Annotated in this window: 3 protein-coding genes; 2 read left to right on the forward strand and 1 reads right to left on the reverse strand. The window is 69.1% G+C overall.

Annotation, left to right across the window (positions count from 1 at the left end):
• Window positions 1–120: 120 nt before the first annotated feature.
• Window positions 121–2,220, reverse strand: coding sequence for a glycosyl hydrolase family 18 protein (locus tag AC5P66_RS19335; protein WP_049439202.1), 2,100 nt, complete (start codon window positions 2,218–2,220; stop codon window positions 121–123).
• Between the two features lie 824 nt (window positions 2,221–3,044).
• On the opposite strand from AC5P66_RS19335, the gene purL reads away from it, so the two are divergent.
• Complete coding sequence (gene purL, locus AC5P66_RS19340) at window positions 3,045–6,929, forward strand: phosphoribosylformylglycinamidine synthase (protein WP_099496138.1); 3,885 nt, start codon at window positions 3,045–3,047, stop codon at window positions 6,927–6,929.
• A gap of 439 nt (window positions 6,930–7,368) precedes the next feature.
• Window positions 7,369–15,621: an ESPR-type extended signal peptide-containing protein gene (locus AC5P66_RS19345; RefSeq protein ID WP_495216559.1), complete on the forward strand. Its 8,253-nt coding sequence runs from the start codon at window positions 7,369–7,371 to the stop codon at window positions 15,619–15,621.
• Window positions 15,622–15,772 lie beyond the last annotated feature (151 nt).

Genomic DNA, 15,772 nt, shown 5'->3' on the forward strand with positions numbered 1-15,772 from the left:
TCGCCGCCGACCTTTTCTGTAGAGCCGAGCCCATGCTCGGCTGCGCAACCATCAGCCGAGCATGGGCTCGGCTCTACAGGCAGGAAGCCGGGGATGCGTGTCGCATCCCCGGCTTTTTCCTCACTTCAGGCCATCACTGACCGCCTTGGTCAGCGTGCCCTGCGCATCGTCACCGCTGAACTCCCAGACGAACGCGCCGCCCAGGCCCTGGGTCTTCACGTAACCCATCTTGCGGGTGATGTTGGCCGGGGTGTCGAAGCTCCACAGCGTGCTGCCGTTGTAGATCCAGGTGGCGCCGGCGGTGTTGTCGGTGTAGCCCGGCCACGCCAGGTTCTTCAGCACCTTCCAGTCCTCGATGCCGGCTTCATACGTGCCCGGGGCGGCGCCGGTCGCGGTCTGGTACAGGCCGTTGTTGGCATTGGCCACGCCGGTCCAGCCACGCCCGTAGTAGCCGATGCCCAGGTTGAGCTTGGCGGCGGGCACGCCACGGCTGATGAAGGCCTCGATGGCGTCGTTGCTGTTGTACAGCTTCTGGTCGCCGGTGGACGGATCATTCGGCGAATCGAACAGCGCCGACTGGTGATTGGTCTTCGCATCCCACGCGCCGTGGAAGTCGTAGGTCATCACGTTGATGTAGTCCAGGTACGGGTGGTACGCCGCCGGATCGGTGACGCGGATCTTGTCGATGCCGGCACCCACCGCCACCGTCAGCAACAGGCCCGGACGCACCGCATCGAGCTGGCGGCGGAACTCGGCCATCAGCGCGGTGAAGTTGGCGTTGTCTTCCGGCTTGCCGCATTCGATGCCGCACGCCACCGGGTATTCCCAGTCGATGTCGATGCCGTCGAACACGCCCAGCGCCGCACCGGCGCCGCCGGCACCGTCGGTCACCGGCAGGTTGCCCTTGATGTAGGCGTCGATGCACGAGGCAACGAAAGCCTGGCGGTTCTCCGGTCGCGCCGCGCTGGAGAAGCCGCGCGACCAGGTCCAGCCACCCAGCGAGATCAGTACCTTCAGGTTCGGATACTTGGCCTTGAGCTGCTTGAGCTGGTTCCAGTTTCCGCGCAGCGGCTGGTCCCAGGTATCGGCGCTGCCGCTGACACTTTCGGCGGCACTGAAAGCCTTGGTGTAGTCGGCGAAGGCATCGCCACCGGCACCGCTGTTCGGGTCCGACGGCTGGGTGATGCCCACTTCGCAGCGGTTGTTGCGCACGTTGCCGAACGCGTAGTTGATGTGGGTCAGGCGCGCCGCCGAACCGCTGCTGTCGATGTTCTTGACCCGGTAGTTGCGGCCGTAGATGCCCCACTGGGTGAAGTAACCGATGACCCGCTTGCCCGTGGTGCCACCGTCACCGGCCAGCGTGGTGGCGCTGATCTCGGTGCCCTGTGCCGACGCATTGCCGGCGTTGTCGCGGGCGCGTACGCGGTAGCGGTAGGTGGTCGACGCCGTCAGCCCGCCATCGACATAGCTGGCACTGGACGGCGAACCGACCAGGCTGCCGTTGCGGTACACGTCGTAGCCGGCCATGCCGCTGCCGCCGGTGTTGTCGGTGGAAGGGCTCCAGCTGAGCGCGATGCTGTTGGCGGTGCGCGTACCGGCCGCCAACCCGCCGGGTACGCTCGGTGCGGTGGTATCGCCGCTGGCGGCGTTGACAGTGATGGTGATGGTCGCCGTGCTGGCGGTGGCATTGTTGTTGTCGGTGGCCACCGCACGCAGGGTGTGGCTGCCGGCGCTGGCGTTGGCCCAGCTGGCTGCATACGGCGCACTGGTGGCCACGCCGAGCGTGCTGCCGTCGCGGAAGAATTCGACCTTGGCGACGCTGCCGTCCGGATCGCTGGCGGTGGCGGTCACGTTCACCGTGCTGCCGGCGCTGAAGGTGGCGCCGTTGGCCGGCGAGGTCAGGCTGACCACCGGCGGCTGGTTGCTGCCGCTGCCATCGCAGGCACCGAGGTTGGTGTAGTAGGGCGCACCGGCCGGATGGTCCGGCGGCGCGTTCCAAATGTCCTGGTTCGCCCGATAGAGGACGCCTCCTTTCTGCAGGGTATCGCCGGCCCGGTAGATCTTGGCCTGGTCCCACTGGGCCACGCCGGCACAGCTGGCGGCCTGGGCCAGGCCGGGCAGGGCGGCGCTGCCGGCGGCCAGGGCAAGCAGCCAGGCCAGGTGGCGGGGACGACAGCTTCGGGTCGAACGTTCGGCACTGCGCACAATCGGGTCGTACATGGGTGAGTCTCCGATCAAAGGGCGCGCGGGCCCCGATGGCGCCGCGCGTGACGCAGGTCCGGGCATCGCCCGGGAAGGCGACGGAGGGGCCGGACGGAGGCACCTGGGAGGCCGGGGAGAGAGTCCGGCACCAGGTGGGGACAACGTTGTCATCAATTGCGTGGTCAATCCGTGAGCAAGCGCATGGTTCGAGGATTTGGGCGGAGGGCGGCGCTGGCGCGCGCTCGGCGGCCACCGGCGAAGCCCCTCGTGGCTGGGGGCTTTCCGCGAAAAGCAGATTTCTGGGGTTGGCCGGGCGGGTGGGCTGCGCAGGGGACGCCGTGAATACGTCCCTGTAGGCTCGGGCGCGCCATCCATGGCGCTTACGCCCCTGCGCAGCCCACCCGCCCGGCCACGGACAGGTTCCTGCGTGGCCAGCCACGAAAGACAGAACAAGAAATCAAAAGCAAAAGCCGGTCGCTTCGCTCTTCAATGCCTGACTTCTGACATTTTCCTGGTTGCCGGCCAGCGGCCGGCACTACCGGGGAGCATCCACGCATGGCGTGGATCTACCGCAGATCGCGGAAATCTGTCGGGGGCGGGGTGGTGGGGGCCAGCAGGACCGTTGGCGCCATGGATGGCGCCATCGAGCCCCCATGGACGGGTTTACGGCGTGTCCTGCTGGCCCCCACCACCCCGCCATCCCACGGGAACCCAGCTTTTGCTTGGGCCGTTGCTGTTGCTGTTGCCCTGGCCTCGGCGGGTGCCGGGCGCCGCCCGGCCGAAGCCATCCCCCTGCTTCCGGTACAATGTCGGGCCCGTTTCCCAACTACGGTTCCCCGGACATGATGGTCCTCGAGGGCGCGCCCGCCCTGTCGCCGTTCCGCCGCGAACGTCTTGAATCCCGCCTGCAGTCCATCGCTCCCTCCCTGCGCATCAGCGGTGCCTGGCACGTCTACTTCGTGCAGCCCGAAGGCAGCGCCGCCCCCGACCTGACCACGCTGTGCCGCATCCTCGAAGCGGCGCCGCAGGCCGAAGCCGTGGCCGAAGGCGCAGTCAGCCGCATCGTGGTGCCGCGCCTGGGCACGCTGTCGCCGTGGTCGAGCAAGGCCACCGAACTGGTCCGCGGTGCCGGCCAGCCGGTCAGCCGGGTCGAACGTGGCCTGCGCATCGACGTGCAGGGCTGGCCGGCCGATGCCGCCGCCCAGCAGGCGCTGGTCAAGGCGCTGCACGACCCGATGACGCAGTCCGTGCTGGAGACCGTGGAACAGGGCCAGGCGCTGTTCTCGGCACCGGCCCGGGGTGAACTGGAGCGCGTGCCGGTGGACCAGCTGGAGGCCGCCAACCAGCGCCTCGGCCTGGCCATGGCCCAGGACGAGATCGACTACCTGCGCGAGCGTTTCACTGCGCTGGGCCGGTCGCCGTCGGACGTGGAACTGATGATGTTCGCGCAGGCCAATTCCGAGCACTGCCGCCACAAGATCTTCAATGCCAGCTGGACCATCGACGGCCAGGAGCAGGACCGCTCGCTGTTCCGGATGATCAAGAACACCCACCAGCAGACCCCGCAGCACACGCTCAGCGCGTACAGCGACAACGCCGCAGTGATCGAAGGCCATCCGGCGTCGCGCTATCGCCCCGATCCGGCCAGTGGCGAATACCGCCGCGAAGCGCAGGTGCCCAGTGCCTTCCAGATCAAGGTGGAAACCCACAACCACCCGACCGCGATCGCACCGTTCCCGGGCGCCTCGACCGGCGCGGGTGGCGAGATCCGCGACGAAGGCGCGACCGGCCGCGGTGGCAAGCCGAAGGCGGGCCTGACCGGCTTCTCGGTCTCGCACCTGCGCATTCCGGAATTGCCGCAGCCGTGGGAGGCGCCGCGCGCGCTGAATCCGCGCATGGCACCGGCGCTGGAAATCATGACCGACGGCCCGCTCGGTGGCGCCGCGTTCAACAACGAGTTCGGCCGCCCGAACCTGCTTGGCTACTTCCGCAGCTTCGAGCTGCCGGAAGGCGCCGATCTGGTGCGCGCCTACGACAAGCCGATCATGCTGGCCGGTGGCCTCGGCGCGATCGACCGCGTGCAGGTCGACAAGATCCCGCTGCAGGCCGGTGATGCGGTGATCGTGCTGGGTGGCCCGGCGATGCTGATCGGCCTGGGCGGCGGTGCGGCCAGTTCGGTGGCCTCCGGTGAAAGCGCCGAGGACCTGGACTTCGCCAGCGTGCAGCGCGACAACCCGGAAATGGAGCGCCGCTGCCAGGAGGTCATCGACCGCTGCGTGGCGATGGGCGCCAACAACCCGATCAAGTTCTTCCACGATGTCGGCGCCGGTGGCCTGTCCAACGCCATCCCCGAACTGCTGCACGACTCGAACGTCGGTGGTGTCATCGACCTGGGCAAGGTGCCCACCGATGATCCGTCGCTGTCACCGATGCAGCTGTGGTGCAACGAGTCGCAGGAACGCTACGTGCTGGGCGTGGCCCAGGAGCGCCTGGCCGAGTTCGCCGCGCTGTGCGCCCGCGAGCGCTGCCCGTTCGCTGCGGTCGGCGTGGCCACCGCCGAGGAACATCTGGTGGTGGCCTACGGTGCCGTGCCGGGCCACACTCCGGCCGATGCACCGATCGACCTGCCGATGGACGTGCTGTTCGGCAAGCCGCCGAAGATGCACCGCGATACCGCGCACCCGCCGGCACCGCGCTGGCCGGCGCTGAAGACCGGTGGCCTGGACCTGCAGGAAGCCGGCCTGCGCGTGCTCGCGCACCCGACCGTGGCCTCGAAGAACTTCCTGGTCACCATCGGTGACCGCAGCGTCGGCGGCCTGACCGCGCGCGAGCAGATGGTCGGCCCGTGGCAGCTGCCGGTGGCCGATGTGGCAATTACCCTGGCCGATTTCGACGGCGTGGCCGGTGAGGCGATGTCGATCGGCGAGCGCACCCCGCTGGCCCTGCTCGATGCTGCTGCTTCGGCACGCATGGCGGTGGGCGAAGCGCTGACCAACCTGTGCGCGGCCCCGGTCGATGCGCTGGATGAGATCAAGCTGTCGGCGAACTGGATGGCCGCGGCCGGTCACCCGGGCGAAGACGCGCTGCTGTACGACGCGGTGAAGGCGGTGGGCATGGAACTCTGCCCGCAGCTGGACATCAGCATCCCGGTGGGCAAGGACTCGCTGTCGATGCAGGCGCAGTGGCACGACCAGGGCGAAGCGCACAAGAGCGTGTCGCCGGTGTCGCTGGTGATCTCGGCGTTCGCGCCGGTGGCCGACGTGCGCCAGCAGTTGACCCCGCTGCTCGACCGGGAGGTGGACAGCGAGCTGTGGCTGATAGGCCTCGGTGCCGGCAAGCAGCGCCTGGGTGGTTCGATCCTGGCCCAGGTGCATGCCGACCACGGCGACCTGCCGGCTTTCGCCGGTGCCGCCCCGGACCTGGACGATCCGCAGCGCCTGCGGGGTTTCTTCGAACTGATCCGCGATGCACGCCAGTCCGGCCTGCTGCTGGCCTATCACGACCGCAGCGACGGCGGTGCTTTCGCCGCGCTGTGCGAAATGGCCTTCACCTCGCGCCTGGGCCTGGACATCGCCCTCGATGCCTGGGGTGACGATCCGTTCCGCAGCCTGTTCAACGAAGAACTGGGCGCGGTGGTGCAGATCGCACGCGAAGACCGCGCCGCGTTTGCCGACCTGGTTGAACGCCATGCATTGACCGAATGCGCGCAGCGCATCGCCAAGCCGACCACCGCACCGGTGGTGCGCGTGTCGCTGGGCGGCGAGAACCTGGCCGAGTGGCGCTGGGAAGCGTTGTTCGATGCCTGGTGGTCGGTCACCCACGCGATGCAGAAGCGCCGCGACAACCCGGCCAACGCCGATGCTGAGCGCGAGGTCGCGCGTGCGTTCAACGCACCGGGCCTGAAGCCGAAGCTCAGCTTCGACCTCAACGAAGACGTGGCCGCACCGTTCATCAGCACCGGTGCGCGCCCGCGCGTGGCGGTGCTGCGCGAGCAGGGCGTCAACGGCCAGATCGAAATGGCCAACGCCTTCGAACGTGCCGGCTTCCGTGCTTTCGACGTGCACATGAGCGACCTGATCGAAGGCCGCGTGGCCCTGCAGGACTTCACCGGCCTGGTCGCCTGTGGTGGTTTCAGCTATGGCGACGTGCTCGGTGCCGGCCGTGGCTGGGCCACCTCGATCCTGGAGCGCAGTGCACTGCGTGATGCCTTCGCTGCGTTCTTCGCGCGCGAAGACAGCTTCGCGCTGGGCGTATGCAACGGCTGCCAGATGATGAGCCAGCTGAAGAACATCATTCCGGGTGCCGAGCACTGGCCGCAGTTCCGCCGCAACGCCAGCGAGCAGTTCGAAGCCCGCACCGCGCTGCTGGAAGTGGTGGAATCGCCGTCGATCCTGCTGCGTGGCATGGCCGGTTCGCGCCTGCAGGTGGCGGTGGCGCATGGCGAAGGCCAGGCCGTGTTCGACAATGCCGTCGACCAGGCTGCTGCACGTGTCTCGCTGCGCTACATCGATGGCAATGGCAAGGTGGCCAGCCAGTACCCGCTGAACCCGAACGGTTCGCCGGACGGCATCACCGGCCTGACCAGCAGCGACGGCCGCGTCACCATCATGATGCCGCACCCGGAACGCACCCCGCGCGCGCTCAACCTGAGCTGGGCACCGGCGGAATGGCAGGGTGATTCGCCGTGGATGCGCATGTTCCGCAACGCGCGGGTGTGGTGCGGCTGATCGCATCGTCCCGCGCAGGCTGCAATGCCACCGCGTATGGAAGAACCCGCCGCTTCGTCGGCGGGTTTTTCTTTGCACGCGTGAAACCCTTGTCGCGCCCGCTAGTTACATCGGTTTTCATGCGCCAGCGGTCCGTCACGTGTACCTAACAAAATACTTTTATAAACACGTGAAATGGTGAACTGCTTCACGGCAATAGCATTTGTCGTGTCAAAGTCTTGACGATCTGCAAAGTTGCCGTTAACACTTGAACCCCGTTTCAGAACCATTCATTCCGCAGTAACCGCTCGGCGCACGCGCTCGGTTTTCTGTCGCTGCGCGCCGTTCGGCAATACCCCGCAGTAAATCACGCGAATAAACGCCCCCAGGGGACGTTGGGCCAGAAGGCCCGGCGATGGCGTTGCTTTGCCGAAAACCAGTCCAATCAGGAGCCGTACCGATGAATCGGATTTATCGCAAGGTCTGGAACAAAGCATTGGGTCAGTTGGTGGTGGCCTCGGAACTGGCCTCCTCTGACAGCAGCGGTGGTGTTGTCGACCAGCGCCGCGATACGACACCGGCCACGCCCGCGCTGTTGGCGGTGGCACTGGGCCTGGTATTGGGATTGGGCATGAGCAGTTCCGCCGCCGCACAGTCGGTGCAGATCGGCGGCAGCGCCACCTGCGTGGCATTCAGCGGCAAGCTGCTGGAAAAATGCCTGGTCGAAGGCTCCGCCAGTGCCAAGGGCAGCAACGCGGTGGCGATTGGCAGCAACAGCAGCGCCACTGCCGCCAACAGCGTGGCGCTGGGCGCAGGCTCCAGGGCCACCCGCGCCAACACGGTGTCCGTTGGCGATGCCGGCAAGGAACGGCAGATCACCAACGTGGCCGCCGGCACCCAAGCCACCGATGCGGTGAACAAGTCACAGCTGGATGCGCAGGCGCGCGCCACGCAGGTCGCGCTGGCGGACGTGGCCGCCGATGGCGAGCGCTATTTCAAGGCCGATGGCGCCGGTGATGACAGCGACGCGGCGAAGATCGACGGGCAGGGCGCGGTTGCCGCCGGTGCCGGTGCACAGGCGTTGGCCAATGCCACGACTGCTATCGGCACCCAGGCGATTGCCGCCGGCCTGGGCGCCAGCGCGTTCGGCCAGGGCGCCCTGGCAATCGGCGACGCCAGCGTGGTGGTCGGGCAGAGCGCCGCAGCGTTCGGTCTTGGTGACACCGCCGTCGGCGCCAGCGCCTATGCCGCCAGCGAGAACGGCGCGGCCACCGCACTGGGTGCGTTGTCCGAAGCCACCGCCGATGGCGCCACTGCCGTCGGTGGCGGTGCCGTGGCGATGGGCCCGGGCAGTACCGCACTGGGCCGTGGCGCCACTGCCGCCAATGAAGCATCGATCGCGGTGGGGGCGTTCAGCACCGCCGTGGGTGAGTACAGCACCGCGCTGGGGTCCAACTCGGCGGCGGTCGCCACCGGCAGCGTGGCGCTGGGCGCCGGCTCGCTGGCCGACCGTGTCGACACCGTGTCGGTCGGCGCCGCCGAATACGGCCTGACCCGGCAGATCACCAGCGTCGCGGCGGGCACCGAAGACACCGACGCGGTCAATGTCGGCCAGCTGAAGGACGTGGCCGCCGTGGCCGATGCCACCGCCAGGCACTTCCAGGCCACGGGCAGCCGCAACAGCGATGCGGGCGCGCTGGCCGAAGGTGACGAGGCACTGGCGGCCGGCGAGGCGGCCAACGCCATCGGCAACGGCACCACCGCCGTGGGCGCGGGCGCCAATGCCGTCGCACAGAACGCGACCGCGGTGGGCAACAACGCACTGGCCTCAGGCCAGAACAGCGCGGCATTCGGCAACAACGCACAGGCCAACGGCCCGGGCAGCGTCGCCGTCGGTGGTGCTGCGGTGGATGCCGATGGCAATCCACTGATCACCAGTGGTGGCGTGCCGGTCGAAACCGGCGCCACCAGCGCAGGCGTCGGTGGCACTGCAGTCGGTGCCAGTGCCGAAGCCAGTGGATTTGCGGCGTCGTCCTACGGCGTTGGCGCGTATGCCGCCGGTGCGCAGTCGTCCGCATTCGGTGCGGTCGCCAATGCCATCGGTGACTACTCCACCGCACTGGGTACGCAGAGCACCGCCACCGGTACCAGCAGCGTCGCCATCGGTGGCCCGGCCGACCTGATTCCGGGCCTGGGCTTCTTCGTGCAGACCCAGGCCAGCGGCGAAGCCGCCACCGCGGTCGGCGCCGGTGCCATCGCCAGCGGTGATCGTGCGGTGGCCAACGGCAGCCTGACCGAAGCGTCCGGTGCGGAATCCACCGCCGTCGGCTACTTCGCTTACGCCCCGGGTGAGAATGCCAGCGCGCTCGGCGCGCAGACCTGGGCCAGCGGCGCGCAGAGCACCGCCGTCGGTTATTACGCCACCGCACGCGGTGCCAACAGCGTTGCACTGGGCGCGAATTCCGAAGCGGTGCGCGCCAACAGCGTGGCGGTCGGCAGCGCCGGCAACGAACGGCAGATCACCAGCGTTGCCGCGGGCAGTGAAGCCACCGATGCGGTCAATCTGGCCCAGTTGAAGGACGTCTCTGCCGTGGCCGATGCCACCGCCAAGCACTTCCAGGCCACCGGCAGCAGCAACAGCGATGCCGGTGCGCTGGCCGAAGGCGAAGATGCGCTGGCCGCCGGCGAGGCGGCCAACGCGATCGGCAATGGCAGCAGTGCACTGGGAGCGGGCGCCGTTGCCATCGCGCAGAGCGCCACTGCCGTCGGCAGCAATGCGCTGGCTTCGGGGCAGGGCAGCGCGGCCTTCGGCGCGGCGGCCACCGCCAGTGGCAGCAACGCCACCGCCCTGGGAACGCAGAGCAGCGCCACTGGCGCCGGCAGCGTCGCCATCGGTGGCCCGGCCGACATCGTGCCGGGCATGGGCCTGTATGTGCAGACGCGTGCCAGCGGCGTGTCCTCCACCGCGGTAGGTGGCGGTGCGGTCGCCAGTGGTGACCGCTCGTTGGCCAACGGCAGCTTCACCGAAGCGGTGGGCGCGGAGTCCACTGCGCTGGGTTACTTCGCTTATGCCGCAGGCGACAACGCCAGCGCACTGGGCGCGCAGACCTGGGCCATCGGCAAGGACAGCACGGCCATCGGTTACTACGCCACCGCTGGCGCCGAAAACAGTGTCGCGCTGGGCGCCTATTCGGGCTCCAACCGGGCCAATACGGTGGCCGTGGGCACCAATGGCAATGAACGCCAGATCGTCAGCGTGGCCGCGGGTACGCAAGCGACGGATGCAGTGAACAAGGCGCAGCTGGACGCCGTGGCCAGCACCGCCGACGGCACCGCGCGCTTCTTCCAGGCACAGCCCGAAGCGGGCAGTGATGCCGGTGCGTTCGCCGAGGGCGAGGGCGCGGTCGCGGCCGGCTCCTCGAGCAACGCGATCGGTGCTGGTGCGGTTGCACATGGCGCAGCCGCGTCGGCGATCGGTGATGACAGCGTGGCAGTGGGTCGCAACAGCAGCGCCACCGGCAACGGCGGTGTTGCCATCGGTGGCCTCGGACAGGCCTACGATGAGTACAACCAGCCGATCATCGGCGCCGACGGCAAGGCGCAGCAGGTGGGCACCACGGCGGTTGCCGATGCCACGGCGGTCGGCAGCGGTGCACAGGCCACCGGGGCTGCCAGCAGTGCGTTCGGCAATGCCGCCAAGGCCAGCGGCGACAACAGCTTCGCGGCCGGCGGCAAGTCGCGTGCGACCGGCAGCTATGCCGTTGCGGTCGGTGACAGCGCCTTCGCCAGCAGCGATGACAGCACCGCTGTCGGTGGCTACAGCTGGGCCACGGCCAGTGGTGCGAGCGCCTTCGGATCCGGTGCATGGGCCACCGCCACCAATGCCTCGGCGTTCGGCAACGCGGCCTGGGCCAGCGGCAGTGGCGCAACCTCCATCGGCTACAACAGCTGGGCCAATGGTGCCAGCTCCACCGCGGTCGGCCGTGGTGCCTTCGGCTATGGCGACAACAGCGTGGCGCTGGGCTTCCAGGCGCTGGGCAACAGCCTCAACAGCATTGCCATCGGCACCAACACGGTGGCCGGTGGTGAAAGCGCGATCGCGTTGGGCGCCGGCAGCAACGCCAGCGCCAGCAATGCTGTCGCGCTCGGTGCCGGTTCGGTTGCCAGTCGTGCACGCACGGTGTCGGTGGGCAGCAGCGGCAACGAGCGGCAGATCACCAACGTCGCTGCCGGTACCCAAGCCACGGACGCGGTGAACAAGGCACAGCTGGATGAGGTCGCGAGCACCGCCACCACCACCAGCCGCTTCTTCCAGGCCAGTGGCAGCGATGACGACGTAGCCGGTGCGCTGGTGGAGGGTGACAACGCGCTGGCCGCCGGTGATGCGGCCAACGCCATCGGCAACGGCGCCACCGCGCTCGGCAGTGGTGCCAATGCGCTGGCCAACAACGCGCAGGCGATCGGTTTCAACGCGCTGGCCAGCGCCGCCAACGCCAGCGCCGTCGGTGCCAACGCCCAGGCGACCGGTGAGTACGCCACCGCACAGGGCGCGGAAAGCGAAGCCAGCGGCGAGCAGAGCGCGGCGTTCGGTGCCGCCAGCATCGCCAGTGGTGCCGGCAGTACCGCCAACGGTGTGTTGTCCGAAGCCTCCGGCGAGGAAGCCGTGGCGGTGGGCTACTTCAGCAACGCCAGCGGCAGCGGCTCCACCGCGGTCGGCAGCGAGAGCATCGCCAGCGGCACCGCGTCGGCCGCGTTCGGCATCGGCGCCGAAGCGACCGGTGGCTACAGCACCGCCATCGGTGGCTATGCGCAGGCATCGGCGTTCAACGCCACCGCCTTCGGCAACTTCGCCAATGCCTCCGGTTCCAACAGTGTGGCAGTGGGTGGCGATGCGGAAGCCTCCGGTGCCTACAGCACGGCCACCGGCCAGGGCAGCCTGGCCACCGGCACCAACAGCGTCGCCGTCGGCGGCTCGCTGTTCGGCGTGCTGGCCACCGAAGCATCGGGCAATTACTCCACCGCCGTCGGTGGCGGCGCCTGGTCCGGCGGCATCAACAGCACCGCACTGGGCAACGCCGCCGAATCGCGCGCGGCCAACAGCGTGGCGCTGGGCGCCGATTCGATCGCGGACCGCGACAACACCGTGTCGGTTGGCGGTGCTGGCAATACCCGCCAGATCACCAACGTGGCCGATGCCACGCAGGGCACCGATGCGGTCAACAAGAACCAGCTAGACGCCGTCGCCGCAGCAGCGGAGAAGACCAGCAGGCAGTTCCAGGCCAGTGGCAACGCCGAGGGTGAAACCGGCGCCCTGGTCGAGGGCGACAACGCGTTGGCGGCCGGTGACGCGGCCAACGCCATCGGCAACGGTGCCACCGCACTCGGCAGCGGCGCCAATGCACTGGCGGCCAACGCCACGGCGGTCGGCATCGATGCGCTGGCCACCGGCAACAACGCCGCAGCACTGGGCAGTACCGCACAGGCCACCGGCGAAGACAGCCTTGCGCTCGGTACCGGCGCCAGCGCCAGCGAACTCGGCGCCAGCGCCGTGGGTGCGCGTGCACAGGCCAGTGGTGCGTACAGCAACGCGACCGGCACCGAATCCAACGCCAGCGGCACGCAGGCACTGGCCAGTGGCTTCCGCAGTGCCGCCTCCGCCGATGGCACCACCGCGGTCGGTGGCTATGCCGAAGCCAGCGGTCGCCTCGGCACCGCGTTGGGCTACGGCTCGGCGGCCAGCGGTGCCAACACCACGGCAGTGGGCTTCGGCGCCGCCGCGGCCGGTAGCGGTGCCGTTGCGGTCGGCCAGTCCAGCGAAGCCAGTGGCGCCGAGAGCGTGGCCATCGGTGGCAGCACCTTCTTCGGCCTGATCCCGTCGCGCGCCAGCGGCACCGGCGCGGCGGCCTTCGGTGCCGGCGCCTGGGCGACCGAAGATTACGCCACCGCGATCGGCTGGAATTCGTGGGCGGATGCGGCAGATGCCACGGCACTGGGCGCCAGTGCCACCGCCAGCGGGTTGAACAGCGTGGCGCTGGGCGCCGGCTCCAAGGCCGAGCGCGACAATACTGTGGCCGTGGGCACCGCGGGCGGTGAGCGCCAGGTGACGCATGTGGCGGCGGGCACCGAGGCCACCGACGCGGTGAACAAGGGCCAGCTGGACGCGGTTGCCAGCGTTGCCGACAGGACTGGCCGGCAGTTCCAGGCCAGCGGCAACGCCGATGGCGAAGCCGGTGCACGGGTGGAGGGCGACGACGCGCTCGCCGCTGGCAATGCGGCCAATGCGATTGGCAACGGCGCCACCGCAGTGGGCAGCGGCGCAACGGTGGTCGCGGCCAATGCCACGGCGGTCGGCGTCGACGCACTGGCCACGGCCGAGCAGGGTGTGGCGATCGGCAGCGGTGCCAGCAGCACCGCAGGCGGTGCCGTCGCGCTGGGTGCACAGAGCAGCAGCGGCGGCGCCGCCAGCATTGCGATCGGCGCGCAGTCGCAGTCGCAGGGCATCGGGGCGACCGCTGTCGGCGGCATGGCCGAGGCCGCCGGCCTGGCGGCCACCGCCGTGGGCTACGGCGCGATCGCCGATGGTCGCGAAACCACGGCAGTCGGCAACTTCGCACAGGCCAATGGCTGGCGCGCCACGGCGTTTGGTGCAGGCGCCAGCGCCGGCTTCTTCGGCACCGCGATAGGCAGTGCCGCGCAGGCCGCCGACGTGTCCACGGCGGTGGGCCAGGGCACCATTGCGCAGATCGCCGGCGCCGGCTTCGGCGTGCAGGCCAAGGCGGGCGAGTACGGCACCGCTCTGGGCAACAACGCCGCGACCGGATTGAACGGCGTGGCGGTCGGCTTCAATGCACTGGCCGGACAGGATGCCGCCAGCGTCAGTGCAGGCCGGTTCACCACCGCCATCGGCAGTGAGGCGTGGGCCACCGAAGACGGTGCCACCGTGGTCGGTTACAACAGTTACGCGCAGGCCAGCAACGCGACGGTGCTCGGCAGCAATACCTGGACCACCAAGGACGCCGGCAACAGCGTCGCGTTGGGTGCGGGCTCGCTGGCCGACCGCGCCGATACGGTGTCGGTGGGTGCCGCACAGGAGTGGGTCGATGCTGCCGGCGTCACCCACAGCGCGATCAACCGCCAGCTCACCAATGTCGCGGCCGGTACGCAGGCCACCGATGCGGTGAACAAGGGCCAGCTGGATGCAGTGGCCGCCACCGCCGATGCGGTCGGCCAACGCTTCAAGGCCAACGGTTCGGGTACCGCCAGTGCCACCGGCACGGATGCCGTCGCCATCGGCGGCAACGCCAACGCCAGTGGAAGCCGCAGCAATGCGCTGGGCAGTGGTGCCACGGCCATCGGCAACGCGGCACTGGCACTGGGCGCCAACAGCGGCGCCAGCGGCAACAACTCAGTGGCATTGGGTGCCGGTTCGCGGGCGCTGGAGGCCAACGTGGTCTCGGTCGGCGGTGGCAACGGCACCGCCGGTCCGGCCACGCGGCGGATCGTCAATGTTGCCGACGGCCGCATTGCTGCCGGCAGCACCGATGCGGTCACCGGGTCACAGCTCAACGTCACCAACCAGCGCGTGGGCGCAGTGGAAACCCGCGTGGGTGATTTCGATGCGCGCATCGCCACGGTCGAGACCACGGCGGCCAGTGCGGTCGGCTATGACGACGCCAGCCGTGATCGCCTGACCCTGTCCGGCTTCCAGGGCACCACCATCGACAACGTCGGTGCCGGCAGCATCGCCGCCGGCAGCCGCCAGGCGATCAATGGCGGGCAGTTGTTCCAGTCGCTCAGTGATGCCGCCAGCTTCCTCGGCGGTGGCGCCAGCGTCGGCATGCAGGGTGTGTTCGTGGCGCCGAACTACGTGATCCAGGGCGCGACGTACAGCAACGTCGGCGATGCGCTCGGTGCGCTGGACCGCAAGGTCAGCGAGATCGATCGCCGCACCGCCGGTGGCACGCGCGCAGGTGCTTCCAGCCTGCGCGCAATGAGTGCGTCGCTGGATGAAAGCCCGCTGGCCAGCGTCGCCGACGCAGCGGTGACCGCCGATGCGGCACCGACCAGCACCGCACGCGTGCAGGGCACTCCGACTGCCGCTGCCGCCGGTGCCGGGATTCCGGTTGGCACCCCGGCCACGGGCTTCAATGCCGTCGCCATGGGTGAAGGCGCAGTGGCCAGTGGCGCCTCGTCCACCGCCATCGGCCAGGGCGCCAGTGCCACTGCTGCCAACGCGGTGGCTTTGGGCCAGGGCTCGGTTGCCGACCGTGCCAATACGGTGTCGGTGGGCAGCGAAGGCAACGAGCGCCAGGTCACCAACGTCGCCGCGGGCACCACCGCCACCGACGCCGTCAACAAGGGCCAGCTGGATCGTGGCATGGCCACCGCCAACAGCTACACCGACAGCCGCGTCCAGGCCGTTGCCGACAGCTTCGATGTGTTCAAGGGCGAGATCGACGGGCGCCTGCGCCACATGGATCGTCGCATCGACCGCCAGGGTGCGATGAGTGCGGCGATGCTCAACATGGCCACCAGTGCCGCCGGTATCCGCACCCAGAACCGGGTCGGCGTCGGCATCGGTTTCCAGGGCGGCGAGTCGGCGTTGTCGCTGGGCTACCAGCGTGCGATCAGCGATCGCGCCACGGTTACCTTCGGCGGTGCCTTCAGCAGTGACGACAGCTCGGTTGGCGTCGGTGCCGGCTTCGGCTGGTAAGCCAAACCACTGCGCCGGCGGCCACCCACGCCGGCGCCAAACCTGCAAACAGGGCCTGGGGGGAGGTCACGGCAATCCCGGCTGGGCCGGCCGGGAGTCGTCAAGGAATGATGGCCGCAGTGTTGGTTCGATCCATGACCCAGAAGAGGAA

The sequence above is a fragment of the Stenotrophomonas sp. YJH_SMC_122 genome, assembly GCF_059369535.1.

What these genes read in the sequence shown, in the direction of transcription:
- purL (WP_099496138.1), top strand. Translation starts at nt 3,045, where the DNA reads ATGATGGTCCTCGAGGGCGCGCCCGCCCTGTCGCCGTTCCGCCGCGAA.
- AC5P66_RS19345 (WP_495216559.1), top strand. Translation starts at nt 7,369, where the DNA reads ATGAATCGGATTTATCGCAAGGTCTGGAACAAAGCATTGGGTCAGTTG.
- AC5P66_RS19335 (WP_049439202.1), bottom strand. Translation starts at nt 2,220, where the DNA reads ATGTACGACCCGATTGTGCGCAGTGCCGAACGTTCGACCCGAAGCTGT.